Raw genomic sequence first — 25,384 nt, forward strand, 5'->3', positions numbered from 1 at the left:
CTATAGACAAAAGCAGAAAAACTAAATTACTAGTGAATGAAGACGTTGATATTTGATATCTGTTGCATTGGTCATATCACCCTTGATACGGTGATCACACCCTCAACTACAAAACGGATGCCCGGTGGCACCTCCTTTTATTTTTCAAATGCGTTGAAAAATTTTGATGTGTCGTTCAAGTTGGTAACAGCCCTGGGTGAAAAAGAAAAATACATAGCGGATATTATGCAACATAAGAAGATGCAAGTTAAGGTGTTGCCCAGTAAACATACGGTTTATTTTGAAAACATTTATAGCAAAAACCAAGATCACCGCACGCAGAGAGTATCTCAGCAAGCAGACCCATTCAACATGAAAAACCTGCTCGATATAAATGCTAAGATATTCCACTTAGGCCCTTTATTGGAAGAAGATATCCCCGTAGAAATAATTAAATATTTATCGACAAAAGGACGGGTGTCTTTGGATATTCAAGGCTATCTGAGAACAATAAAAAATAAAGAAGTATATTACAACGACTGGGGTAAAAAAAAGGAAGCATTGCCGTATGTGGATATCTTAAAGGCAAATGAATTTGAAATGGAAACGCTTACTGGCACGAAAGATATTTTCGAAGGAGCTAAACGATTGGCCAACCTTGGTGTAAAAGAAGTAGTTATTACCTTGGGAAGTAAAGGTTCCATTATCTACAAACAAAACATATTTTATACTATACCAGCGTACCCTCCATTAGAGATAATAGACGCAACTGGTTGTGGAGACACCTATATGGCGGGTTACCTTTACAAAACTATTGCTGGTAAAGGAGTACAGGAAGCGGGAGAATTTGCAGCAGCAATGTCAACCATAAAAATAGAGAACTCAGGTCCCTTCACTGGAAGAGCTGAAGATGTAGCACAAGTTTTTCTACGAAATCACGATAAGGATTTCATCCAAAAAGTTTCCTGATCTGTACGACATACAGATACAATAAGTAACATTTATCATGAATCATTTTAGAAATATTATCTTGCTTTCTTTCGCAGTCACATTTTTCCCCTTGAATAATATAGTCGCATTTACCATTGTTAAGAGTTCAGCACCGAGCTTTTCCCTCAACACATCTACGTTGACGGCCGATAAACTGGTTGCTTTTGCCAAAAGCTTGAAAGGAATAAAATACAAGTATGGAGCTAGTCATCCAAAGGTAGGCTTTGATTGTTCAGGTTTTGTTAACTATGTATTTAAAAATTTTAGTATCGATGTTCCGAGAAGTTCTGCTAGTTTCAAAAATCACGGCCGTACCATCTCATTAAAGGAAGCCAAACAGGGCGACCTCATACTTTTTACAGGTCCCAACATACAAAAAAAAACAATCGGTCATATCGGCATTATAACGTCCGCTTCCGGGAAACCTATACATTTTATTCATAGTACTTCAGGTAAGGCTTATAGTGTTACAGAAACACCATTCAATGAAAGTTATAAAAGGCGTTTCGTTAAGGTTGTAAGGGTATTTTAAAACAGCTTATTTTAAATGACAATTAAATGTCAATGTATTTCAAAAATAATTTCGAAGTTTGCCTAACACTGTTAAATAAATTTACAATGGCCATAGGAAATCATGGGAAGTAAAGAGCGGATACAACGGTTAAAAGATGGGAACCGGATAAAAATTCTGGAAGCATCATTACAGATCGTTAAAGAGGAAGGGGTTCAGGCGATAAGCATGCGTAAAATTGCTGACATCATCGAATATACTGCCCCCATGATTTATGAGTATTTTGTGAATAAGGAGGCCATTCTTTCAGAATTGGCGGGTAAAGGTTATCTTATGTTAGCAAAAGCCGTGAAAGCTGCCAAAGAAAAAGAAATAACACTTGAAAAACAATTAGAAGCGATGTGGCTGGCTTATTGGTATTTTGCCTTCGAAGAAAAAGAACTTTATCAATTGATGTACGGTGTTGGAACTCAATGTTGCGAAATGGAAAAATCATTTAAATGTTTTGATTCACATGCAACAATTATCAGTGAGGTAATAAAAGAAGTCATGAAAGACAGTAATCCTTCAGAAGATTTAATCTGCCAAAAGTATTTTACTTACTGGTCTATTATACATGGTTTAATTTCTATTAATCTGGTAAATAAGGGATTCGGTGATGAAGTCAATCAGGAGGTACTGAAAGATGCGATACACGGCATTACTCGTTCCTTAGTCGATTAGCCGTCAATCGATTTTTTTTAACATATCTATAACAATAATAAATTATTTAACACCGTTAAACACTTAGAACAAGATGATTAAAATAACAACTTGTCAGACTTCCATCAACCTATCATCATGTAGGTGTAGTTTTAAGACAACTATTTAAGTAATCGAGTTATCACTTAAGCATAAATTCTCGATAACTGCCTAAAAACAGTTAATTAATAAATCGCAATCTAAAAAAATTTACAAATGAAATCGCTATTTTCGACAATAATAAAGGATAGTTTTTCCCCAGTACTTAACGTTGTTAAATTGTTTAATAATGTTTTAAAAATAGCTACCATAGCTTCAATTCCCTTTTTAATTAGTAGTTGTACAAACGAAAATAACAACGACGCCGTGTTACCACCAGAAGAAGTTCCTGTTATAGAAGCCTCTTCAAGTATACAAACTATTTACCAGGAATACCCGGCAACAATAGAGGGAACGAGTATCGTAGAGATCCGTCCGCAAATTGATGGGATCTTACAGCAAATTTATGTAGATGAGGGAGCAAAAGTCAGTAAGGGCCAGACGCTCTTTAAAATAGATGATAATCCTTATCGTGAAGAATTAAACAATGCGCTTGCAAATTTGCATGCGGCCGAAGCTGCTCTTGTAAATGCTCAATTAGAAGTGGAAAAAAAGACTAGGTTAGTGAACAACAAGGTATTGGCAGACTTTCAACTTAAAACAGCTGTTGCTGCGGAAAATGTTGCAAAAGCAAACCTCGAACAAGCCAAAGCGGGTGTGGCCAGTGCTAAAATTAATTTAAGTTACACGGTCATCAAAGCACCAGTAGACGGTTATATTGGCAGATTATTAAAAAAACAGGGAAGTATAATAAGTCCAACTGATGCCTCGGCGCTTACACAATTAACCGATACACATGAATTACATGTATACTTTTCATTGGGTGAGAACGATTTTGTCAGTTTTAAAAATCAACATGAAGGCAGTACACTGGACGAAAAACTACAAAAACTGCCTCCTGTTACCTTACTCTTATCTGATAGGTCTCCCTATCCACAATCAGGAAAAATTGATATGATCGATGGGCAATTTGATAAAAACACCGGATCAATTACCCTACGGGCAACCTTCCCAAATAAAGAAGGACTATTACGCTCCGGAAACACCGGAAAAATACAGTTAGGGAAACAGTATGAAAGCGTACTGGTTATTCCGCAAATGGCCACAGTAGAAATGCAAGATAAAATCTTTGTATACACTGTAGGGGACAGCAATAAGGTGAGTAGGAAACCAATTCAAATTGTAGGTAAAAGCGATGCAAACTATTTAGTAAAAGAGGGAATAAAAGAAGGCGATTTTATTATTTATAAAGGAATGGATCTCTTACAGGAAGATCAAGTCATTGCCCCTCAAAAAGTATCACTAGACAGCCTCACATTGACAGCATTTAACAAATAGGAAATCATGTTAAAAAGATTTATTGAAAGACCGGTATTAGCCACTGTTATATCTATATTGCTTGTTATACTTGGTGTGTTGGGTATTATAAAATTACCTTTGCAGCAATTCCCCGATATTGCCCCACCTGCTGTTCGGGTTATGGCACTCTATCCAGGCGCTAACGCCGAAACGGTTATCCGTGCCGTAGCCCCCTCATTAGAGGAATCTATCAATGGTGTAGAGAATATGACGTATATGAGCTCTACAGCAAGCAATGATGGGTCCTTAATGATTACGGTATATTTTAAATTAGGTACCGATCCAGATCAGGCGGCAGTAAATGTGCAAAATAGAGTTGCACAGGCTACCAATCAGCTGCCCGCTGAGGTAGTACAGGCTGGTATTACTACCGAGAAGCAGCAAAACAGCTTGATTATGGTACTAGACCTCTATACGGAAGACGAGAATGCCTATGATCAAACGTTTATGGCTAATTATGCACAAATCAATATTATTCCAGAACTTAAAAGAATACCCGGAGTTGGTCAGGCCATTATATTTGGAGGTAGCAAGGACTACTCCATGCGCGTCTGGTTAGACCCCAACCAAATGGCGACCTATAAACTTACGCCTAATGAAGTAATGGCGGCCATACAAGATAAAAATGTCGAGGCTGCGCCAGGTAAATTTGGAGAAAGCAGCAAGGAAGCATTTGAGTTTATTATTAAGTACAAAGGAAAACTTAATGAGCCGTTGGACTACGAAAATATTATCCTTCGATCAAACGCCGATGGATCGGTATTACGGCTAAAAGACGTGGCCAAAATCGAGCTTGGGTCGTATACTTATGCCAGTCATACCAGAATTGATGGCAAGGCAGGTCTTAACATTGGTGTTATGCAATTAGCAGGCTCCAACGCTAATGAAATTCAGATAGGGATTCAGGATTTCATGGAAAAAGCAGAAAAAAGTTTTCCAAAAGGTGTAAAATATCTAGTGCTATACAATACGAAAGACGCGCTAGATCAATCCATCGACCAAGTGAAACATACACTTATCGAAGCCTTCATTTTGGTGTTTTTGGTAGTTTTTATTTTCCTACAGGACTTCAGATCAACTCTTATTCCAGCTATTGCAGTGCCTGTTGCTATCATTGGAACGTTCTTCTTTATGCAGTTATTTGGTTTCTCCATTAATTTACTGACCCTTTTCGCTTTGGTGTTGGCGATTGGAATTGTGGTAGACGATGCCATCGTAGTGGTAGAAGCCGTCCATGCAAAAATGGAGCATCAAAAACTCCCACCAAGAGTGGCAACTACCTCCGCTATGGGTGAAATTACCGGCGCTATTATATCCATTACTCTGGTGATGTCGGCCGTGTTCCTACCGATAGGTTTTATGGAAGGATCAACCGGTGTATTTTATAGACAGTTTGCTTTTACCTTGGCAATAGCCATTGTGCTTTCTGCAATCAACGCGTTAACACTTAGCCCAGCCCTGTGTGCTTTATTCTTAAAAGAGGTCAACCATGAAGGACAAACTACAAGATCGTTGAGTTTCAAAGAAAAGTTCTTTGCTGGCTTTAACTCGGGTTTCAGTAAATTGACCAATAATTATTTAGGTGGGCTCCGTTTTTTGATTCGGTTTAAATGGTTTAGTATTGCGGCTTTAGCCTTAGTTTTAGTGACCACTATTTTAATGGTCAGAAAAACGCCTACCGGCTTTATACCTTCAGAAGATCAAGGCTTTATTGCTATATCACTTTCTATGCCTCTTGGTGCCTCTTTGGAACGTACTACGAACGCGTTAAAAGAAGCTGAACAACAGTTACAAAATGCACCATTTACAAAAACGCTTAATATACTTTCTGGTTTCAACATTCTGATAGAAGCCACCAGTCCTTCTGCCGGTGTCGCGTTTATATTACTTAAACCGCACAATGAAAGAGGCGAGATAAAAGACATCAACGAAATAATGAATGTTGTAAGTGAGAAACTCACCTCTATTAAAGGGGCCAATTTCTTTGTCTTTACCTTTCCTACTGTTCCCGGATTCAGCAATGTTGATGGTTTGGACATGGTATTACAAGATCGTACCGGAGGGAAATTGGACAAATTTGATCAAGTTGGCCAGACTTTTTTAGCAGAATTAATGAATCGTCCTGAAATACAAGTAGCTTTTACCACCTTTAGAGCGGATTATCCACAATACGAACTGGAAGTGGACGATGTTAAGGCAGAACAACTAAGTGTAAGCACGAAGGATATTTTGCAAACCATGCAGGCCTATTTCGGGAGTGCGCAGGCATCAGATTTCAATCGCTTCGGAAAATACTATCGGGTGATGGTGCAAGCCAACAAAATAGATAGAACAGAACCTTCTTCCATGGATGGCGTGTATGTAAAAAATAAACTTGGAGAAATGGTTCCTATCAACACCCTAGTAACGCTGAAACGTGTTTATGGTCCGGAAACCGTTTCCAGGTACAATCTTTTTAATTCCATAGGCATCAATGCCATACCAACACCAGGGCACAGTTCGGGTGATGCAATCCAAGCGGTTGAACAGGTAGCTGAACGATTCCTTCCAACTGGTTTCTCCTACGAATTTTCAGGTATGACCAAGGAAGAAATTACCTCCGGGGGGCAATCGACAGTTATTTTTATATTATGCCTGATTTTTGTTTATTTTCTGTTAGCCGCACAATATGAAAGCTACATATTGCCCTTGGCCGTAATACTTTCTATACCAACGGGTGTATTTGGCGTATTTGTGGCCATCGGTTTAACAGGCATTGAAAACAATATTTATGTACAGGTTGCGCTGGTAATGCTTATTGGCTTGCTTGCCAAAAACGCTATTTTAATCGTTGAGTTCGCCGTACAAAGAAGAAAAAATGGACTGTCTATCCGATCGGCTGCATTGGAGGCGGCTCAGCTAAGATTAAGGCCTATTATTATGACATCACTGGCCTTCGTAGTTGGACTGATCCCGATGATGAGCGCTAACGGACCTTCGGCACAAGGCAATCATTCCATCAGTATAGGCGCAGCTGGAGGCATGTTATCTGGCGTTATTCTTGGGTTATTTATCATACCGGTACTTTACATTATATTTCAATATTTGCAGGAAAAAGTATCTGGTACACCTAAGCCCCTTAACCACTCAACGAACAACAATGTGTCGGTACAACAATTAAGCGAAGCCGAAACGATTCAATTAAGCTAACGAAAACATCGCGCATTAAATAATAAAAAATGAACATTAAATTTAATATCATAATAGTTTTAGTTTTGCAAGCACTATTTTTTGCTTGCAAAACTACCGATAAAGTCCTAGAGGCCGAGGCGACCATTCCGAATAGTTTCCGTGGTGCCGAGACCAATCCATCAGACACTTCAACCCTAGCGTCTGTTCCTTGGCGCACGTTCTTTACCGACAGTAAACTTATTGATCTGATTGATACAGCGATCGCTAATAATTATGATCTTCAGATCGCCATAAAAAATATGGAAACTGCCCAGCTATTATTCAAACAAGCTAAGGCAGGTTATTACCCCGACCTTAATCTCCAAATAGCTGCGAATTCGTCTCGACCGTCCGATAATAGCTTGAATGGTATAAGCTTAAATCAATTTCTGGGAACAACACATATAGAAGATTACACAACGGCGCTTGCACTATCGTGGGAAGCAGATGTTTGGGGTAAAATACGTAATCAAAAGGCAATTGCTCTTGCATCGTATTTACAATCCGAGGAAGCCAAAAAGGCTGTGCAGACCCAGCTCGTTTCAAGTATTGCCAAAGGCTATTACAACCTGTTAATGCTCAGGGAGCAATTGGACGTTGCCAAACAAAATCTGGCGCTTACTGACAGTACGCTCCATATCATCAAAGAGCAATACGATGTTGGCGAAATAACGCTATTAGGACTGGAGCAGGCCGAGGCGCAACGTTTGGCCGCAGCTTCTTTGGTTCCAGAATTTGAACAACGTATAGCTACACAGGAAAATGCGATCCAGCTCTTAACCGGAAAATTTCCCAGTGAAATAACACCAATTAGTAGTTTGAATCGTGTTATACTTCCAGAAAAACTTACTGCTGGCGTTCCATCTGCCTTATTGAGCAGAAGGCCTGATGTAAAGAGTGCCGAAATAGGTGTTTTAGCCTCAAACGCGCAGACACGGTTAGCACAGGCCAATATGTACCCGTCTTTGACTATAACAGCGCAATCGGGGGTTAACGCCTTTACCGCCAGCAATTGGTTTAATGTACCAGCATCCCTATTCGGTATGGTGGCAGGCAGTATTACACAACCGATTTTGCAACGTCGTCAACTTAAAACGCAACATGAAACCGCAAAAATAGAACAAGAGAAATCGGTTATAAAATTTAAACAATCTGTATTAACTGCAGTTGGAGAAGTTTCCGATGCGCTAATTGCTATTGATAAACTTGAGCAAAGAGAATCCATTGCTTTAAACCGTACCACACGCTTACAAAATGCTATTAATCATGCTGGACTATTATTTGAAACCGGTATGGCTAATTATCTGGAAATCATCACCGCCCAAGAAAATGTCTTGCAAAGCGAACTGGAATTGGCAGGCATTAAAAAAGCACAACTAGACGCCTTGGTAGACCTTTATCGTTCATTAGGTGGGGGGTGGGAATAGGTTTTTTTTATAACAAATCATAATAATAGTTGTTATCTCCAGAGATAAACAATTACTATTATGTGGAAAAAAGAAAACAACTGCCTACATAGACTTTTTGAGTTCAAAGATTTTGCCGAAGCATTTGCCTTTATGGTAAGAGTAGCCATGATAGCCGAATCCCATAATCATCATCCAAAGTGGACCAATGAATGGAATAAAGTCGAAATATGGCTTTCAACACATGACCAAGGCAATATTGTTACTGAAAAAGATAAAAGTTTAGCGGAAGCGATCGATAAAGTCGGAGGATAGGACTAGCTATCCTCCAAATCAAGTGATAACCGTAACATATCACTATGCTGAAGACCGTCCTCTATTATTGGTTCTTTATATTTTTTTAGGAAAAAATCTTTTTCAATACCTGTTACCCGAAAACCTACTTTTTGATAAAACTTTAATTGATAACCAAAAGTACCGGTTCCAAGTTCCAGTTTCTTTCCTCCCAATTGCTGCACCTTTTGCACAATAGCCGTCAGTAATTTGATACCCCAACCCTGCTTCTGAAATTTTTCATAAACGGCTATATTCATTAACTCATAATATCCATGATGTGCTTTCCTAACTATCGCTCCACCAACTGTTTCTCCGCCTCCATTAAAAGCCAGGTAACAAGCACTGCCTGGAAGATACTCATTAATCGCCTTCATACTGGGATCGGCAAGTAAAAACAAATCCCATGGGTAATCTGATTCGATTTTGCTTAAATACAACGTTGACTTATTTTTACGCATGTAGCTAAAATATACTATTTACTCACCTCTATCAAGGCATAGGACCCTAAGACGGTGGGTCTCGTTTTATAATACAGAAACTCTTTTTTTAACTTTGTTATATGAAAATGGTGAAATTCTTCAAGTAACCTTACCTTGAATACCTGCTGTAAATAAGCGATATGCTCCTTGGAAGTAAAAATCACCGTAGCAGATGTGTTATTATCCACTATTGCTGAAACATCGCTCACATACTTCACCTCCCCTGGCGCATAAAAATCGAATGCGAAACTTTCAGCGCCGTAAACGAATGATGCATTTTTTGGTCGATGCTTTTTTAACCATAAGCCCGCTTCTCTACCTGATTCATACTTCAACAATTGCGGATAAAAGAATCCATAGGCAAACAGCATAAAAACTATAGAAACCACACTACTTCTCCAGACAATCGACTGTACCAGTGAATGGCCCAGCTTAAAATAGGCCAATACGACAGTTGTTACAAGCAAGACTATTATCCAAGTGGTGTAGGCAAGTTTGAAAACAAAGAGCAAAGCAATTATTAGCGATATGATAGCGAAAAACACAAAATGCTGAACGGCAATCAATGTGCGTAATTTTCCATGATCAACATGCCCTAAATAAATTGCTGTTATAATAGAAAACTGCGGAATGATGATGACTATGTAATGTGGTAATTGAAACTTCGATAGGGAGAATAATACAAAGGTTATCCCCGCACTTGCGGTTATCAACAGCATTTCGGGCACTCGTTTGCTCCTCAGTTTTTTTGCCAGACCACTTACTACAGCAATGATAAACAGCAGAGACCATGGTAAAAAGGCCCACAGCGTAGTATGCACGAAGAAAAACAGATCACCCTTCCCTTTTATTGGTCCGGTATTAAAAAACCGCCCGAACTGGCTATCCCAAAAGAAGAATTTAAGGCCTGATACTCCTTGCCTATCAAAAACTAATTTTTCTGGGTGTGAATCAAACTGCACATACAGCGTATACAATTCCGGAATTATAAAAACACCGACCAACGCGAGGGCTAACCACCACTTAGGTCGCAAAAACTCCTTCCATTGCTTAGTTATCAACCAATAGCAGACAAATGCCCCTATAACTGGAATGAGTACAAAGATTCCCTTCACCATCACGGCGCAAGCTAAATAAAAAGAACCTGCAAGTATAGGGAAAAATCCTTGTCGCAGACCTTTATAATAATAATATATTCCGGCGAAAGTAAACGTACTTAGGTAAATTTCGGCACGCACATCAAAGTTGGAAATGATAATATGAAACGCTGTTAAGTAGATAATAACAGCTATCAATGCTATTTTCCTTGAATAAATATGCTTTAAAAATTGATAGATGTACCAACACCCGAGCCAGCTAATGAGCAAAGAAGGTAGTTTATAGGCAAAGTCATTGATTCCGAAAATTTTAAACGAGATAGCCGCCAACCAGAACGTTAAATGTGGTTTATCTAACCAATCCTGTCCTCTAACGTATAAGTTTATCCAATCATCCCTCAGAATCATATTTTTTGCTATTGATGCGTATAAAGCACCATCCGGCTCCATAATACCACCAAACAACGAAAAAATACTAAAAAAAGCTACAACAACAATAAAAAACGTAAATTTCTTTTCTTCGTTGAACGGTTTGTAAGAATTGTTCATCCAAAATGACAGATGCCTATCACCCATGTTTTTTAAAGGTTATTATGTTATTTATATTATAATTCCATATAAAAACCAAAGCGATGGCTATTAGTTTGCTTACATAGAAGTTTAAAGAGAAATAAGAGGTAAACAACAATAGGCACAACGTGTTTAACAGTAAACCTATCAAAGAAAAAGACACAAAAAAACTAAATTGCTTCTTTGTGTCTTTTTTTCTATCGTTAAATGTCCATTTTTTATTAATATAGAAATTATTAACAACAGCTACCGTAAAACCGATTGCATTGGCTAAATAAGGATTTATTCCAACTTTTTCTTTGAAAAGCCAAGTAAACAAAAAATCAAGCACAAAACCTATGCCTCCAGTAATTGCAAACTTTATAATCTTAGCCATTTCTATGGTACAAAGAAACAACTTTATTAGAAATTATTAGCGCCTGATTAAATTTATATCCTGCAACCTACTTAAACTGACTTCAGAAAAGGAGATAGATTTTAAAGAGTCTTTTCTATTTGATGGCCTGTTTCTTAGCAAATTAGCTAAAAGAAATTTTGCTAATTTTGTTATGGGAAAACACAGAATATGATAAAAATTATCGACGGCACTAATGAACACATACCCACTATACAAGAGATAGCCTACAAAACATGGCCCATAACCTTTGTCAATATCTTGTCGGCTCGACAAATTGACTACATGTTACAAATGATGTACAGCGAAACTGCGCTACAACAACAGTTAGCAGACTTTGGTCATCGCTTTCTACTTGCTAAGAAGGGCGACAACTTTTTAGGTTTCCTATCTTACGAAAGCTCCTATAAAGGCACAAATCATACTAAAATTCATAAAATCTATGTCTTACCTCAGACACAAGGAATGGGCATTGGGAAAAAATTAATGGAAACGGCAGAAACTATTGCTATAAAAAAAGGCAACGATGAGTTACGACTGAATGTCAACAGATTCAATGAAGCTGAGCTCTTCTATACCCGAATTGGTTTTGCAACAATAGGTTTCGAAAATATTGATATCGGATCAGGATTCTTAATGGAGGATAAAATAATGGTTAAAAAATTATTCCTAACTTAAAAAGTCTTCTCTGATTGGTGAAAAAATATCGATTAACTCGCCTTCCTCTATACATACACATCCATGTAATACATTCGAAGGCATTAAACAGGAATCGCCTCTTTTTATAATTTTCTTCTGCGCTCCAATCGTGAACTCAAACACACCGCTTGCTACAAATGTTTGTTGTGTATGGAAATGTTGGTGTAGCTCTCCCACTGCGCCTTTCTCAAACCTGACCTTTACCATCATTAATTGGTCGTTGAAGCTCATGATTTTTCTCCTTAGGCCACCACCTAAATCTGTCCATCCAGTTTCATTATCTAAATAAAACATCATATACTTTTTGTTAAATCTGGATTATGTATCAGGATTCGTGATAGACGCTAAAAAACAAGAAAATCTGGTTGTTCGGAGACTGAAGCATAGCGGCGCTACGGTATGGTCGAAAACAACAATTGGCTGATTTTGAAATTTGTTAACGCATAATAGAAAGTCTAATGCATAATCTGGGTTAAATATAAAAATTAGATCGTTTAAACGATAAAAAAGGTCGAAGAATTTATCTTCGACCTTCATATTTACAACACTAAAGCATTTTAGCTGTTTTTAATAAATAAATTTTAGTTTAATAAACTTCTTTTCCTTTGATAAGTCTCCCAAAGCAACTCACCGAAAAGCGTGTTTGTCCACGCGAACCAAGCTCTTGTGAAATTCTTCGGATCGTCCTTATGGTAAGATTCATGCATAAAACCCGTATCACCATGACACTTCTGCAGCATTTGTATACACATTTTTATTTCTTTATCATCCTTACTGGTAAGCGCCCGCATGACGATACTCATCGGCCATATCATATCCTTTCCAATATGGGGTCCGCCAACCCCCTCACCAAATTCACCTTTATAGAAAAAGGGATTATCTTCAGATAAAATAAATTTACGTGTATTGACGTACCGTGGATCGTTGGCTTCTACAGCGCCAAGGTAAGGCAAAGACAATAAACTAGGAATATTTGAATCATCCATTAATAGCTGACCGCCATAACCATCGGTTTCAAAGACAAAAATCTCTCCATATTTTGGATGTTCTGTGGTAGCATGCTTTTCAAGCGCCTCTTCAACCTCTTGAGCTAAGGCCTTCAATTCGCTGGATAATGCTGTATCGTTGAGAATTGTTTCCACCATTTCGGCAGCCTGTTTTAAAGAAACAACAGCAAAAAAGTTGGAAGGAATTAAAAAGGACAGCACGGTAGCATCGTCACTTGGCCGGAAAGATGAACATATCAAGCCCACGGGATTCACAGGATAACCGTAACCGTCCATCGGCAAAGTGTCTGTGGCTCGCCCTGTCACCCGTTCAAAACGATAGGGACTACTACCATCTTTACGTTGCTGCTCTTTGAATGTTTGTAATATCTGCTCTATAGCCAACTTCCAACTTTCATTAAAAGGCGACGTGTCCTTGGTACTTTTCCAATAGTGATAGGCTAAACGAATAGGATAACATAGGGAATCTATTTCCCATTTCCGTTCATGTACACCTGGCTTCATTTCGGTTTTATCACTTGCCCATTCACCTACCTTTTCCGGATCGTCATAGAATGCATTCGCGTATGGGTCTTTTAGTATATAGTCCGTTTGCCTATTTATCACCCCTGCTATTAAATCACTCAACGGCTTATCATTTTTCACTAGTGATAGGTAGGGCCACACTTGCGCACTACTATCTCTAAGCCACATGGCATCAATATCCCCGGTAATGACATACGTATCCGGTACGCCGTCTGTTGATTGGAAGAAAACCGTGGTATCCAAGGTATTGGGGAAACAGTTACCAAAGAGCCAGCCAAGTTCTTTATTCTTTACTTTACTTTGAAAGGTCTTTATGACCTTTTCCACTTCTTCGCTGGTAAAATTGCGCATATTTTCCGCAATTCTCACCTCCGGAAAATCGTCGGCTTTTGCGAAGGCTAAATTATTACTCAGGTAATAACCAGCCCCTAGAGCGACTGTACTTTTGATAAAACTTCTTCTTTCCATTTCAATAATAGCATTTATTTTATATTTACGAACCGTAAACATATGTAAATTCCGCTACAAAACAAATTCAGAAAAAAGAGGAAATCTTGTTCTGTCTTTTCCACAATCAACACCTGACTACGTTCGGCCGTATACCAAGACCTGATCTGCTACTGATTTATATTTACTTACCTTCCCTCGATAAATCCCTGTATACGGCGTGGATATTTCCCGATAAACCCCGAAAAATGAGCGCTATTGGTCCGAACTTGATTTGAGTTAGTTAGCTTGTTCAGTCTGGTCTTATCCTAGGCACGAAGATCCAGTGTTGTAAATCGGGAAGTTATCTTCAAAAAAACATCACAATCCAAGTTACACTCCGCCGGATTTTTACCTTTCGGCTGTTTCACTAAGAAGAACAAACAAATCTTCCCACTCTTCTTCCAGTGATTTTTGGGGCAAGGCTCTATTCGCACGTCTATACCAATAATTGGCGTTCCATTCGTCGCCTTCCTTCCGATGCAGATAAGCGTGCACATGTGCGGACATTGAATCAGTCAATTGGTCAATTAATCCGTGCGCAGCATCCCAGTTGCCTTTGGCATCATACCAAAGTGCCTGAAAATGAACAGAAAGACCTTTTGGAGGAACGTCGAATGCAAGGGAACCTTTAAATGAGTCGAGAGTCAAAGCCATACAATATTAGGTGTTTGCTGTAAAAATTCAAAAAATATCGCTAAATAACAAAGAAAAATTTCTGGATAAAAAATCATACATAGGACATGTAATCCCTTTTTCGGTTGGACGCGGATATTCCGATATCAAATCAAAATTTACGCAGACAACAAGAAAAAAGATAATTTGGCACAGTTTTTTCATAAGTAGCAGCGTAAATATTCAAATTGTTAAAGTGATGAACAGAATAATAGCGATGTGTTTAATAGCCGGAATCAGCGTTACGGCATGTAACTCTAATAATAAGACAACGGAGGAAGCTATTGCAAAAGAAGCGGCATTAAAACACCTTAAAGATAGCTTAACGCTCGACAGCTTTAGAAATGCCGAAGCAGCTGAGAAAGCGGGTTTAGCACAAGAAGAGACGGCCGATCAAGACTTTCAACAGCCATACGGTCGTCCATCAGCTGCCGACAATGAAAACACCAATCAAGAAGAGCAGTATGATGAAGTTGGTACATCGAATACACCGCAGCAACCCGTTGCCACAAACAAGAAGAAAGGCTGGAGTGACGCCGCCAAAGGAACCGCTATTGGCGCAGGTGTTGGAGCTGGTGTCGGTGCGTTGATCGACAAAGATAAAAGGCTCCGTGGTGCGGCCATTGGCGCAGCTATCGGTGGCGGTGGCGGATATGCAATCGGTAGAAAAAGTGATCGAAAGAGCGGTCGGGCACAAAAGAAGTAAAACGTTACTAAACGTAATATAATAACGCGTCACCAGCGGTTATACCTTGGTGACGCTTTCGCTATTTATGTCAACGCTTACCTATAAATGGCTGAACCGAATAGGCCCCGGTAAATCATTTTCGCTGCAACACCTCATCGATCATTCCATAGCTTTTTGCCTCTTCAGCAGTCATCCAATAATCACGGCTAGATGATGTATGCACCCATTCATAAGACTGTCCGCTGTGGTCTGCAATTATTTGATACAGCTCCTTCTGCAATTTCAGGATCTCCCGTGCATTGATTTCCAGATCTGCTGCCGTACCCTGCATACCACCGGACGGTTGATGGATCATTACACGAGCATGTTTCAATGCTGCCCTCTTTTTCGGTGTTCCCGTACACAACAGCACTGCACCAAAAGATAATGCTATTCCGGTACAGATGGTTGCTACGTCTGGTGAAATATATTGCATCGTATCGTAGATTCCTAAACCTGCGTAAACAGATCCTCCCGGGCAATTGATATAGAGTTGAATGTCTTTAAGCGGATCGGCAGATTGTAAAAATAGCAGCTGCGCCTGAATGATATTGGCTACCCTATCGTCAACGGGCTCTCCCAGAAATATAATACGATCAATCATCAGTCTGGAAAATACGTCCATTTGTGCTACATTGAGTTGTCGCTCCTCCGTAATATAGGGAGTCATCGACAAATGTACTTTTTGACTCATTTTCTTTGCGTACTGATCATAGGTGTTCCCACTTATCCCAAAATGGGATACAGCAAATTTTCTAAATTCCATCATTTTGATTATGAGTTAAATGATTATCATTAATAAGCGGTTTCTATCCTGAATACTTTATCAGCATCAAAAATAACTCAGGATACGCTGTACAAAATTTTTATGAACAGATTTTGAAAAAAGCTCTTGTTCAATTTTTTTTAATTGCGTTCGCAGCTGTTCCCGGCCATGAGCTTTCACGATTCCGTAACTCCTTTTTTGCCAGTGCAAATTATCCTGCACTTCGCGGTCCAATAGCAATTGTGCATCGAATATTAATCGATCTTCGGGTGAAAGCTTATCCAAAATATACGCCTCTAAGTGCTCAGTATGATTAAATAAAGTCTTCATATTGTAGTGCCTTTTCCTTCACAAAGTCTCTTATCTTTCCTAAACATTTAAATTTTTGTACGGTTGCAGAACGCTCACTGGCAAAGCCAAATTTTTCAGCGAGTGTTTTCATAGAAAGCTTATGATAATAAAATGCGGTTAACAATTGCATACACCGATCTCCGGCTTTCGATAATAAAATCAACAAGCGTTTTTCGGAGATCTCTTCGTAAGCTCCATCACTCACCTCCTCAAGACGGTCATCTATTGGTCTGTAACTATTATTATCCTCACGCTTTTGTTTTTGATACCATAAGTACCGGGAAACACCAAAAATATAGGCTTTTTCGGAGCGCTTTATATGGACAGCAGCACGAAGTACCTGCTCATAATAAATGATTAGCGCGTCTTGAAAAACATCTTTGGCTTCATTGAGCGTCCCTCCCATTTTTCCAATGTATCTCGCAACGGCCGGGAATACTTCCTTATACAGCGCTAAACATTGCTCATCGGAAATTGGAGAAGTACTTTTATTTGTATCGAAAACTTCCATATCCATAGCTTTATATAATATGTGTAAATTCATAAGGAAATATCACCTGGTATAAGCATTTTTTTTACATGTACGAAAAGATGGATTAATTCCGAAACTATTGTTGTAGTATGCCCACGCACGATCGGTTTATCTCAAAGTGATGTTTTGAAACTTATTATATCCCTCACAGCACTTCTATTTCAATATGAGAAGCATTTATCTTATCGTGATAAAGACGGTTAGTCGCCTTTTGAAAATCATCGTCCTCTGCCTGGCGATAGATATCTATAAATTGTTGCGGATTGCGATCAACCAAGGGAAACCATGAGTGCTGTATCTGTATCATGATCCGATGACCTTTTTTAAAGGTATGCGCCACGTCAGGCAATGCATACTGCACATCCGTAATTTCTCCTGAAACAAAAGGTTCAGGTGTCTCGAAGCTGTTTCTGAATTTTCCACGCAGAACCTCTCCCCGTACAAGCATCTGATAGCCTCCCATAATCACATCCTTTTCCTTTTCACCAGCTTCCGGGGTCTCGGCATCGTCAGGATAAACGTCAATTAGTTTAACGACGTAATCGGCATCTGTACCACTTGTGGAAACTTTCAGCTTCGCGGATAGCTCTCCAGTAAGAGTAACGTCTTCAGTAAGTACCTCCGTTTGATAGACCATAACGTCAGGCCTTTTAGCAGCAAAGCGCTGATCGTCTATCATATATTCCCTGCTCCTCGACCCATGAACGCCTTGCTGATAGGGCACCGGATTATTTGGATCGCTTATATACTCATCGTAACTATCCACTTCGGTAGGTTTCTCAAAACTCAGCTTACCTTTAGCATGCAAATAAAGTCGTTTCCTCTCTGTGTCTTTTGGCGGCCAAGCATCAAAAGCTTTCCATTCATTACTTCCTGTGATAAAAATAGTGGCTTCTGCCGGATCAAAAGTTCCTTTCCCCTTCAAATAGTGATTAAAAAAAGGCAGTTCCATGTTTGTTTGATACCAAGTACTCGTTTCCTGTCCGAAAACAATATCTCCAAAAGAGCTACCATTGCTTCTCACCCATGCACCATGAAACCATGGCCCCATAACCAGATGATTGGTTCCTTTTGGATTTTGTTCTTCAATAGCACGATAGGTTCGCAGAGCGCCGTAAGTGTCTTCAGCATCAAAGAAGCCGCCTACCACCATCACCGCGGGTTTTATATTTTTTAAATGGCGGGTAATTTCGCGTGCCTTCCAAAAAGTGTCCAGTACACCATGTTCCATTAGCGCATTCCAAAATTTAATGCTGTCGCCAAAATATCTCTCCTTCGCATGTTTAATCGCACCCAGTTCCATAAAGAATCCATAATTATCATTCATCGTAAAAGCAATTTTTTTAGGTGTGTTATCAGGTGTTACGGGGCTGGGTCTCGGCACACCAAATCCGCTATAAAAATTGAACGCATCTGCCAAAAAGAAAGCACCATTATGATGAAAGTCGTCTCCTCTAAACCAATCTGTCACCGGTGCCTGCGGCGATACGGCTTTCAAAGCCGGATGGGCGTCGGGAAGAGCTGCGGTAGAATAGAAACCAGGATATGAAATGCCATATATACCGGCTTTACCATTGTTATTGTCTATATTTTTCAATAACCAGTCGATCGTATCATAAGTATCACTACTTTCATCCACTTGTTTGTTGTTATTCTTATTACCAATATGTGGCCTGATGTCTTCAAATGTTCCTTCACTCATCCATTTTCCCCTAACATCCTGATAAACGAAGATGTATCCTTCTCTAATAAAAAGTGGGTCAGGCCCCAAACTGGGTTTATATTCGCTTTCACCATAGGGAGCAACAGTATATGGAGTACGATTGATCAAAAAGGGATATTTTTTCGATTTGTCTTTTGGAATATAAATCGAAGTAAACAGCTTTACACCATCCCGCATCGGGATGTACCGTTCAATCTTTTCATAATAATTGCGGATATATAGCGAATCTTCGTGCTGTTGAGCATGCGCTGCTTGAAAAAAGAATAAAACGAAAAAAAATACGGAGTATTTGAACTTTATCATATTAAGAGTATTAGACGGAAGTAAATATAAGGATAGTTTGTATTATGATATATCAGTTTAATGCAGTTTTGAAAACGCTACATGCAAAAAACCATAAACTATATAACTTCTTCTGGTCAAAATATAAAAGCTGCTATTTATTTTTTTTATACCTTTGTACTAGTGAAAAAGTTATTTGCTTTCATATTGGCCTTTTTATACCTTGGCATCGCCACCGGGTTTAGCACATATACCCATTATTGTATGGATCGATATGTGGAAACTACTTTGTGGCAAATAGATATGAGCAAATGCGGTGCCTGTGGCATGTCAAAAGACAAATCTTCCGCTGAAAAAAAATGTTGTAAAGAAGAACACAAACAGCTTAAACTAGAGAAAGATCACAAAGCGGCTACAGAGATATCGTATAAATATCTTCAGGAGCTGCCTGCCATACTTCTTCACACGGATGTTTTACGTCCTGCAAAAACGTTAACGAATATTGCGATAGATTATCCATTTAGTCATGCACCTCCCGATAAAGCATATCACACCATCTATATGCTAAATTGTATCTACAGAATTTAATACCCTTCTATCTAGATGTTACTTAGTGTGTATCATATATTTAGCAATTATAATTGCTTTGTATAGTACTACTTTGTAACCTTCCAGCAAATCAGTAACCCTCTGATTTTACAATGCTGCTACACAGCTATTCAAATCTTTCATCGTTTATAAATTAAATCCATGGTCCACAACATCATCGATTGGTCATTGCGTAACCGCTATATTGTTTTGGTGCTTAGCGTCGGATTATTCGTGTGGGGAGCCTTTTCTGTTAAAAAAAATCCTATTGATGCCATTCCCGATTTATCCGAAAATCAAGTTATTATTTTCACAGAATGGATGGGCAGATCCCCGCAACTCATTGAAGATCAGATAACTTACCCGTTAGTCACTAATTTACAAGGGCTTCCCAGTATTAAATACGTTCGCGGCAGCTCTATGTTTGGCATGAGCTTCATCTACATCATCTTTGACGACGAAACGGATATCTATTGGGCACGGGAACGTGTTCTGGAACGGCTGAGTACAATAGGTAGCACGCTCCCAACCGGTGTAGCACCAACGCTCGGACCTGACGGTACCGGTGTTGGCCACGTATTATGGTATACCTTGGATGCTCCTAATGTTGATTTGGGAGAGCAACGTGCCATACAAGATTGGTATGTAAAATTTGCGCTTCAGAATGTACCTGGGGTGAGTGAAATCGCATCTTTTGGCGGTTTCCAAAAACAATATCAGGTAACCATTGATCCCAATAAGTTGCTATACTATAAACTGTCGGTACCAAATGTAATAAACGCCGTGCGTACCAATAACAATGAAAGTGGTGGACGTAAATTTGAAATGAGCGACGTAGGATATATTATTAAAACAAGTGGTTATCTACAATCTAGAGAAGATATCGAACAAATTCCCATCTCCAATCAACAGGGTAATCCGATCCGGATATCGGATATTGGCACAGTACAGATGACGGGAGAACCGCGCTTGGGTATTTTTGATCAAGACGGAGAAGGAGAACGCGTAGGAGGTATTGTGGTCATGCGTTATGGAGAGAATGCTGCAGAGGTTACAGAAAAGGTAAAGAATAAAATGAGAGAAGTAACGAAAGGTCTTCCAGAAGGTGTGAAATTTGATATTGTATACGATCGCGGAAAACTTATTAAAGAATCAGTAGATTCTATCAAACATACCTTAATAGAAGAAATGATCGTAGTATCCCTAGTTGTCATTATCTTTTTATTCCACTGGAAAAGTGCCTTAAGTATTATTATACAGATTCCTATCACTATTGCGATCAGCTTCATCTTACTGAATGCCTTTGATATTTCATCGAACATCATGTCCTTAACAGGTATCGCGTTGGCAATTGGTGTGATCGTAGATAACGGCATTATTATGAGCGAAAATGCTTATAAGCATTTAGCAGAGAAATATGAAAGTAGGGAACAACAGGAGCATTTAAAAAGTAAGTAACATGAATTGGTTGAAAAGATTGTTTAAACGAACACCCCAATGGATCTCCGAAGAAGAACGCCTGGAAATCATCGGAAAAAGCAGCAAACAGGTTAGCCGCGGAGTTTTCTTTGCTACTATTATCATCATCACTTCCTTTTTACCAGTATTCATGCTTACTGGCCAAGAAGGCAAACTTTTCCATCCATTAGCTTTTACGAAAACGTTTATTATGATGGTTGACGCTTTATTGGTCATTACGTTAGCACCTGTACTGATTTCGTTCTTCATGAAAGGAAAATTCCGACCAGATAACGCCAATCCAATTAATCGATTTTTGGAGAAAATATACGAGCCATTGATCAAGCGCGTATTGAAATGGCGGAATACAACCATCGCGATCAATGTCATTGCACTGCTAATCACCATCCCCCTCTTGAAAAGGCTGGGAACAGAATTTATGCCTCCTTTGGACGAACAAAGTATTCTTTTCATGCCGGTGACCTTACCAGACATTAGTAACAGCGAAGCGAAACGTATATTACAGGTACAAGACAAAATTATTAAAAGCGTACCAGAAGTAGACAAGGTGCTGGGTAAAGCAGGTCGAGCGAGTACAGCTACAGATAATTCTCCTATTAGCATGATTGAAACGATCATTATGTTGAAACCCAAGAACCAATGGCGTGAAAACATGACAAAAGAAAGGCTGATACAAGAATTAGATACAAAGTTACAGATTCCCGGAGTTGTTAATGGTTGGACTCAACCGATAATTAACCGGATAAACATGTTGGCTACCGGTATTCGAACTGACGTAGGCGTCAAAGTATTTGGTCAAAATATCGATACAATAGCCGGCATTTCAGAGCGGGTACGCGATGCTTTAGAAGGAACGCCAGGAGTTCAAGATTTATTTGTTGAACCGATTACGGGCGGTAAATATCTGCATGTGGATGTGAATAGAGAAGCTCTTGCCCGATATGGGCTTACCGTCGATGACGTCAATCAAACGGTCGAATCAACCATTGGGGGTGCCAATATTGGTCAGACCATTGAAGGTCGCAGACGCTTCAGCATCAACCTGCGTTTATTACAGGATCATCGTAATAGCATCTCCCAACTAGGTCGTGTTCCCTTACAGAGCCCTACTTTTGGCGAAGTTCCGCTTAGTGCTGTAGCAACAATCGATTACGAAAACGGCCCACCCATGATCACTTCAGACAACGCCATTCTTCGCGGGGCGGTCATGTTTAACGTACGTGACCGGGACCTGGGAAGCACCGTGCAAGATGCAATGGAAAAATTGAATAACGCCGATAATATTGTTCCTGAAGGATATTTTCTCGAGTGGAGCGGACAGTACGAAAACCTTATTCGCGGACAACAAACGCTCCTATGGATAGCACCTGTTGTATTGGTAATTATTTTCTTTGCCTTATATTTTGCATTCCACTCCATAAGGGAAGCCTTTTTAAGCTTAGTAACCATTCCGTTTGCATTAATAGGTGGTGCTTACATGATCTACTTCTGGGGAGTCCATCTTTCTGTAGCTGTCGCCGTAGGTTTTATCGCTTTGTTCGGAATAGCTGTAGAAACAGGTATTGTCATGGTAATTTATCTGAACGACGCGATGCAGCAACTGGTAAAATTAAAAGGAAATAGCAGCGAAACGATAACTAAAGAAGATCTCAGACAATATGTTATCAGAGGAGCAGCAAAAAGATTAAGGCCCAAACTCATGACGGTCTGCGTATCCTTATTTGGTTTGCTTCCGGTGCTATGGGCTACCGGTGTGGGTACAGATGTTATGCGACCAATTGTACTACCTATGATCGGTGGTGTACTCACCTCATCCACACATATTTTATTGGTTACGCCATTAATTTTTCTGATGACGAAAGAATACGAACTACGCAAATATGGAAAATTGGAAATTTATGATGCTAAACATTAAACATTTCATATACAGCACATTAAAAGTTATTTACACCATTCTGCTGCTACCGATGGCATTGCATGCTCAACAGAGCAATGAGGTGTTATCGCTTGATACGATCTTACAACGTATTGATCAACAGAACGTAAAACTTAAAGTTTATGCTTTAAAAGGAAAAAGTTTTGAATACAGTGCACAATCTGCTACATCATGGATGGCGCCGATGGTGGGGGCTGGTACTTTTATGACTCCCTATCCCGGACAACGGGTCATGAACGATGGCGACAAAGGAGCGCTTATGTTCAATATCGAACAAGAGATACCTAATCCCAGCAAACAACAAGCAAACAAACAGTACATTCAATCGCAAAGTGTGATAGAAGAAGCTAACCGTGCAGTTGATCTCAACGAGTTAAAGGCACAGGCAAAAACGCTCTACTATAACTGGACTATCGCTGAAAAACGTATAAATCTTCTAAAAGAAAATGAACAGTTAATCAATAGTATGAAGCAACTGGAAACTATCCGCTACGAGTATAACCAGTCACAACTTAGCAATGTATACAAGCTCGAGGCTCAACTGGAAGAAAATCATAATATGTTGCGTATGCAAGAAGCAGAAATTGCCCGCTCTAGAGCATGGTTAAACAGCTTGATGAATCAATCTGCAAATAACTCCTTTGCTATAGATACGGCTTTTAAACCAACATTTATATTGGAAGCTTCGTTAGACACCACAGTGTTAGCAGAACGGAGAAAAGATATCCAAAAAATGAATGCCGATATACAAACGATGCGTCACGGCATTGATGCCATGAGAAGCGAACGGAAACCCGATTTTAAAATCCGTTTTGACCACATGGCTCCTCTGGGAAACATGATGCCTAGGGCATACAGTATAATGGGAATGGTAAGTATCCCAATAGCTCCATGGAGTAGTAAGATGTATAAAAGCGAAACAAAGGCCATGCAACTGAATCTTGAGGCCATGCAGAAAGAACGCCAAGGAATGCTACTTGAAAGTCAAGGAATGATCTATGGCATGCAGCATGAAATAGCTAGTATGAAAGAGCGCATTAGAAGAATAGAACAGAAAGTTATTCCAGCACTCCAACGCTCAATGGAAGCAAACTTTCAATCTTACCGTGAAAACAAACAGCAACTACCTACTTTATTAGCTGATTGGGAAGCACTTAACATGATGCAAAACACCTTATTTGACGAGAAGTTAAAGTTCTATCAAATGATTGTAAACTATGAAAAGGAATTATATAAATAAAATATTAGCACTAGTGTTACTATTATTTATACAGGCTTGTTCATCAACAAAGGAAGAACACGCAACATCTCATGAAGCTCATGGATATGAAACTGTTGACACAACAATCCTTCAGCTTACGGGAGCAACTAATCGGCAAATAGTTAGCAATACACCAACTATTTCGGTGGAAAAAGGTTCCAAAGTATTACCTATTAATATCTCCGGACGGATCATTTACGACAATCGTAATGCCACCTCTATTAGTAGTAGGATAAGTGGAAGAATTGAACGTTTATATGTCAAGTATAATTACCAACCAGTCAAGAAAGGCCAGCTCCTTTTGGAGATCTATTCACCTGAATTAGTAACTGCTCAACGCGAGTTATTAATGCTACATCAACAGCAGGATGAAAAATTATTGCAAGCAGCGGTTCAGAAATTACAGTATTTAGGTTTCAGCGCTGAGCAAATACAGCAACTTTTACAATCAAAAAATGTTTTATACCGGGTTCCAATTTATAGTCCTGCCAGTGGATATATTCTTGAAAAACCAGTGACCCCACCCTCTTCTACAGTAAATACAATGGCTTCCGTAGGAGATGCTCCTGAGGGAGAAATGGATGGTATGAATAATTCATCAAGCAACCAGCAAGACATTTCTAACTCATCTGCCAGTGCTCCAGCTCCGGTTATACTGCGAACGGGTCAATACCTCTCAACCGGGCAAACAATTTTTAACATCTACACAAATACAGATTTAATCGCCGAGTTTGCGATTCCGCCTTCAATAGCCACACAAATTCAAAAGGGCAAAAAGGTATTGTTTAATAAATTAAGTGATACTGACGAAAGTTACCTGGGGGAAATAAGGCTCATTCAACCAACCTTTAACGCGGGTGAAAATTTTAGTCTGGCGAGGGTTTATTTAAAAAAGAACGCATTTACTGTCGGAGAATTACTAAATGGAACCGTAGCAATAACCACACACGAAGGTTACTGGCTCCCAAAACAAGCAGTTATCCGCTTAGGAAAGAAAAGTGTCGTATTCAGAAAAGAAGGGAGAATATTTCGTCCGATCTCTGTCAATACAGGGATTAGTACTGCAAATATGATACAGGTACTAAATCCAATTGAACATTGGCTTATCGCCGAAAACGCGTCTTATCTAGTTGATAGTGAAGACTTCATTATTTCAGACGATGAATAGATATTTTA

The 25,384-nt window shown here is 39.3% G+C and carries 24 protein-coding genes; 14 read left to right on the top strand and 10 right to left on the bottom strand.

The window, feature by feature from the left end:
- Positions 1-36: 36 nt before the first annotated feature.
- The 7 genes from H8S90_RS21580 (at position 37) to H8S90_RS21610 (ending at position 8,610) form a co-directional block, all read left to right on the top strand.
- Complete coding sequence (locus tag H8S90_RS21580) at positions 37-948, top strand: PfkB family carbohydrate kinase (RefSeq protein ID WP_187339866.1); 912 nt, start codon at positions 37-39, stop codon at positions 946-948.
- 37 nt (positions 949-985) lie between these two features.
- A complete protein-coding gene (locus tag H8S90_RS21585) occupies positions 986-1,501 on the top strand; it encodes a C40 family peptidase (RefSeq protein ID WP_187339867.1) in 516 nt (171 codons plus the stop codon).
- Between the two features lie 102 nt (positions 1,502-1,603).
- The gene (locus tag H8S90_RS21590; protein WP_187339868.1) at positions 1,604-2,203 is read left to right on the top strand and encodes a TetR/AcrR family transcriptional regulator; all 600 of its coding nucleotides are present in this window, start codon (positions 1,604-1,606) and stop codon (positions 2,201-2,203) included.
- 234 nt (positions 2,204-2,437) lie between these two features.
- Positions 2,438-3,658, top strand: coding sequence for an efflux RND transporter periplasmic adaptor subunit (locus H8S90_RS21595; RefSeq protein ID WP_187339869.1), 1,221 nt, complete (start codon positions 2,438-2,440; stop codon positions 3,656-3,658).
- Between the two features lie 6 nt (positions 3,659-3,664).
- Complete coding sequence (locus H8S90_RS21600) at positions 3,665-6,868, top strand: efflux RND transporter permease subunit (RefSeq protein ID WP_187339870.1); 3,204 nt, start codon at positions 3,665-3,667, stop codon at positions 6,866-6,868.
- Between the two features lie 29 nt (positions 6,869-6,897).
- Positions 6,898-8,316 carry an efflux transporter outer membrane subunit gene (locus H8S90_RS21605; RefSeq protein WP_187339871.1) on the top strand — a complete coding sequence of 473 codons (1,419 nt, stop codon included), beginning with the start codon at positions 6,898-6,900 and terminating at the stop codon, positions 8,314-8,316.
- 60 nt (positions 8,317-8,376) lie between these two features.
- A complete protein-coding gene (locus tag H8S90_RS21610; protein ID WP_187339872.1) occupies positions 8,377-8,610 on the top strand; it encodes a 4a-hydroxytetrahydrobiopterin dehydratase in 234 nt (77 codons plus the stop codon).
- A gap of 2 nt (positions 8,611-8,612) precedes the next feature.
- Here H8S90_RS21610 and H8S90_RS21615 read toward each other — a convergent pair whose 3' ends face one another.
- Genes H8S90_RS21615 through H8S90_RS21625 form a run of 3 tightly spaced genes read right to left on the bottom strand, consistent with a single transcriptional unit; the run spans position 8,613 to position 11,153 of the window.
- The gene (locus H8S90_RS21615) at positions 8,613-9,089 is read right to left on the bottom strand and encodes an N-acetyltransferase (RefSeq protein WP_187339873.1); all 477 of its coding nucleotides are present in this window, start codon (positions 9,087-9,089) and stop codon (positions 8,613-8,615) included.
- A gap of 14 nt (positions 9,090-9,103) precedes the next feature.
- Positions 9,104-10,783, bottom strand: coding sequence for a glycosyltransferase family 39 protein (locus tag H8S90_RS21620; protein WP_187339874.1), 1,680 nt, complete (start codon positions 10,781-10,783; stop codon positions 9,104-9,106).
- Positions 10,776-11,153: a GtrA family protein gene (locus H8S90_RS21625; RefSeq protein WP_187339875.1), complete on the bottom strand. Its 378-nt coding sequence runs from the start codon at positions 11,151-11,153 to the stop codon at positions 10,776-10,778. Before H8S90_RS21625 ends, H8S90_RS21620 begins: the two co-directional genes overlap by 8 nt.
- Before the next feature lie 189 nt (positions 11,154-11,342).
- Between H8S90_RS21625 and H8S90_RS21630 the strand changes: the two genes are divergently transcribed.
- Positions 11,343-11,849 (top strand): GNAT family N-acetyltransferase, encoded by a 507-nt coding sequence (locus H8S90_RS21630; RefSeq protein WP_187339876.1) that lies wholly within the window; start codon positions 11,343-11,345, stop codon positions 11,847-11,849.
- Here the strand turns inward: H8S90_RS21630 and H8S90_RS21635 are convergent.
- The 3 genes from H8S90_RS21635 to H8S90_RS21645 form a co-directional block, all read right to left on the bottom strand.
- A complete protein-coding gene (locus H8S90_RS21635; RefSeq protein ID WP_370525666.1) occupies positions 11,841-12,167 on the bottom strand; it encodes a cupin domain-containing protein in 327 nt (108 codons plus the stop codon). The genes H8S90_RS21630 and H8S90_RS21635 overlap by 9 nt on opposite strands.
- Before the next feature lie 284 nt (positions 12,168-12,451).
- A complete protein-coding gene (locus H8S90_RS21640; RefSeq protein ID WP_187339877.1) occupies positions 12,452-13,870 on the bottom strand; it encodes a glycoside hydrolase family 125 protein in 1,419 nt (472 codons plus the stop codon).
- 369 nt (positions 13,871-14,239) lie between these two features.
- Entirely contained in the window at positions 14,240-14,545 is a 306-nt protein-coding gene (locus H8S90_RS21645) for a hypothetical protein (RefSeq protein ID WP_255501689.1), read from the bottom strand.
- A gap of 217 nt (positions 14,546-14,762) precedes the next feature.
- Here H8S90_RS21645 and H8S90_RS21650 point away from each other — a divergent pair, with 217 nt between their 5' ends.
- A complete protein-coding gene (locus tag H8S90_RS21650; RefSeq protein WP_187339878.1) occupies positions 14,763-15,269 on the top strand; it encodes a YMGG-like glycine zipper-containing protein in 507 nt (168 codons plus the stop codon).
- Between the two features lie 115 nt (positions 15,270-15,384).
- On the opposite strand, the gene H8S90_RS21655 is transcribed toward H8S90_RS21650, so the two are convergent.
- The 4 genes from H8S90_RS21655 to H8S90_RS21670 all read right to left on the bottom strand — a co-directional run bounded on the left by H8S90_RS21655 (position 15,385) and on the right by H8S90_RS21670 (position 18,965).
- A complete protein-coding gene (locus tag H8S90_RS21655; protein WP_187343138.1) occupies positions 15,385-16,056 on the bottom strand; it encodes an ATP-dependent Clp protease proteolytic subunit in 672 nt (223 codons plus the stop codon).
- A gap of 66 nt (positions 16,057-16,122) precedes the next feature.
- Positions 16,123-16,386 (bottom strand): hypothetical protein, encoded by a 264-nt coding sequence (locus H8S90_RS21660; protein ID WP_187339879.1) that lies wholly within the window; start codon positions 16,384-16,386, stop codon positions 16,123-16,125.
- Entirely contained in the window at positions 16,370-16,918 is a 549-nt protein-coding gene (locus H8S90_RS21665; protein ID WP_187339880.1) for an RNA polymerase sigma factor, read from the bottom strand. The genes H8S90_RS21660 and H8S90_RS21665 overlap by 17 nt, the downstream gene beginning before the upstream one ends.
- Positions 16,919-17,084: 166 nt before the next feature.
- A complete protein-coding gene (locus H8S90_RS21670; protein WP_370525667.1) occupies positions 17,085-18,965 on the bottom strand; it encodes a CocE/NonD family hydrolase in 1,881 nt (626 codons plus the stop codon).
- Positions 18,966-19,127: 162 nt separating this feature from the next.
- On the opposite strand from H8S90_RS21670, the gene H8S90_RS21675 reads away from it, so the two are divergent.
- The 5 genes from H8S90_RS21675 (at position 19,128) to H8S90_RS21695 (ending at position 25,376) form a co-directional block, all read left to right on the top strand.
- Positions 19,128-19,532, top strand: a complete 405-nt coding sequence (locus H8S90_RS21675) for a hypothetical protein (protein ID WP_187339881.1) — start codon at positions 19,128-19,130, stop codon at positions 19,530-19,532.
- Between the two features lie 162 nt (positions 19,533-19,694).
- Positions 19,695-20,990 carry an efflux RND transporter permease subunit gene (locus tag H8S90_RS21680; RefSeq protein WP_187339882.1) on the top strand — a complete coding sequence of 432 codons (1,296 nt, stop codon included), beginning with the start codon at positions 19,695-19,697 and terminating at the stop codon, positions 20,988-20,990.
- Position 20,991: 1 nt separating this feature from the next.
- Positions 20,992-22,926 (top strand): efflux RND transporter permease subunit, encoded by a 1,935-nt coding sequence (locus tag H8S90_RS21685; RefSeq protein WP_187339883.1) that lies wholly within the window; start codon positions 20,992-20,994, stop codon positions 22,924-22,926.
- The gene (locus H8S90_RS21690) at positions 22,910-24,187 is read left to right on the top strand and encodes a TolC family protein (RefSeq protein ID WP_255501690.1); all 1,278 of its coding nucleotides are present in this window, start codon (positions 22,910-22,912) and stop codon (positions 24,185-24,187) included. Before H8S90_RS21685 ends, H8S90_RS21690 begins: the two co-directional genes overlap by 17 nt.
- On the top strand, positions 24,165-25,376 hold the full coding sequence (locus H8S90_RS21695; protein WP_187339885.1) for an efflux RND transporter periplasmic adaptor subunit: 1,212 nt from the start codon (positions 24,165-24,167) through the stop codon (positions 25,374-25,376). Before H8S90_RS21690 ends, H8S90_RS21695 begins: the two co-directional genes overlap by 23 nt.
- Positions 25,377-25,384: the final 8 nt, after the last annotated feature.

It is taken from the genome of Olivibacter sp. SDN3 (assembly GCF_014334135.1).
Classification (GTDB): domain Bacteria; phylum Bacteroidota; class Bacteroidia; order Sphingobacteriales; family Sphingobacteriaceae; genus Olivibacter.

Excerpts from the sequence above, each read along its gene's own strand:
- H8S90_RS21580 (WP_187339866.1), top strand. The coding sequence starts at position 37 with ATGAAGACGTTGATATTTGATATCTGTTGCATTGGTCATATCACCCTT.
- H8S90_RS21585 (WP_187339867.1), top strand. The coding sequence starts at position 986 with ATGAATCATTTTAGAAATATTATCTTGCTTTCTTTCGCAGTCACATTT.
- H8S90_RS21590 (WP_187339868.1), top strand. The coding sequence starts at position 1,604 with ATGGGAAGTAAAGAGCGGATACAACGGTTAAAAGATGGGAACCGGATA.
- H8S90_RS21595 (WP_187339869.1), top strand. The coding sequence starts at position 2,438 with ATGAAATCGCTATTTTCGACAATAATAAAGGATAGTTTTTCCCCAGTA.
- H8S90_RS21600 (WP_187339870.1), top strand. The coding sequence starts at position 3,665 with ATGTTAAAAAGATTTATTGAAAGACCGGTATTAGCCACTGTTATATCT.
- H8S90_RS21605 (WP_187339871.1), top strand. The coding sequence starts at position 6,898 with ATGAACATTAAATTTAATATCATAATAGTTTTAGTTTTGCAAGCACTA.
- H8S90_RS21610 (WP_187339872.1), top strand. The coding sequence starts at position 8,377 with ATGTGGAAAAAAGAAAACAACTGCCTACATAGACTTTTTGAGTTCAAA.
- H8S90_RS21615 (WP_187339873.1), bottom strand. The coding sequence starts at position 9,089 with ATGCGTAAAAATAAGTCAACGTTGTATTTAAGCAAAATCGAATCAGAT.
- H8S90_RS21620 (WP_187339874.1), bottom strand. The coding sequence starts at position 10,783 with ATGGGTGATAGGCATCTGTCATTTTGGATGAACAATTCTTACAAACCG.
- H8S90_RS21625 (WP_187339875.1), bottom strand. The coding sequence starts at position 11,153 with ATGGCTAAGATTATAAAGTTTGCAATTACTGGAGGCATAGGTTTTGTG.
- H8S90_RS21630 (WP_187339876.1), top strand. The coding sequence starts at position 11,343 with ATGATAAAAATTATCGACGGCACTAATGAACACATACCCACTATACAA.
- H8S90_RS21635 (WP_370525666.1), bottom strand. The coding sequence starts at position 12,167 with ATGATGTTTTATTTAGATAATGAAACTGGATGGACAGATTTAGGTGGT.
- H8S90_RS21640 (WP_187339877.1), bottom strand. The coding sequence starts at position 13,870 with ATGGAAAGAAGAAGTTTTATCAAAAGTACAGTCGCTCTAGGGGCTGGT.
- H8S90_RS21645 (WP_255501689.1), bottom strand. The coding sequence starts at position 14,545 with ATGGCTTTGACTCTCGACTCATTTAAAGGTTCCCTTGCATTCGACGTT.
- H8S90_RS21650 (WP_187339878.1), top strand. The coding sequence starts at position 14,763 with ATGAACAGAATAATAGCGATGTGTTTAATAGCCGGAATCAGCGTTACG.
- H8S90_RS21655 (WP_187343138.1), bottom strand. The coding sequence starts at position 16,056 with ATGGAATTTAGAAAATTTGCTGTATCCCATTTTGGGATAAGTGGGAAC.
- H8S90_RS21660 (WP_187339879.1), bottom strand. The coding sequence starts at position 16,386 with ATGAAGACTTTATTTAATCATACTGAGCACTTAGAGGCGTATATTTTG.
- H8S90_RS21665 (WP_187339880.1), bottom strand. The coding sequence starts at position 16,918 with ATGGAAGTTTTCGATACAAATAAAAGTACTTCTCCAATTTCCGATGAG.
- H8S90_RS21670 (WP_370525667.1), bottom strand. The coding sequence starts at position 18,965 with ATGATAAAGTTCAAATACTCCGTATTTTTTTTCGTTTTATTCTTTTTT.
- H8S90_RS21680 (WP_187339882.1), top strand. The coding sequence starts at position 19,695 with ATGGTCCACAACATCATCGATTGGTCATTGCGTAACCGCTATATTGTT.
- H8S90_RS21685 (WP_187339883.1), top strand. The coding sequence starts at position 20,992 with ATGAATTGGTTGAAAAGATTGTTTAAACGAACACCCCAATGGATCTCC.
- H8S90_RS21690 (WP_255501690.1), top strand. The coding sequence starts at position 22,910 with ATGATGCTAAACATTAAACATTTCATATACAGCACATTAAAAGTTATT.
- H8S90_RS21695 (WP_187339885.1), top strand. The coding sequence starts at position 24,165 with ATGAAAAGGAATTATATAAATAAAATATTAGCACTAGTGTTACTATTA.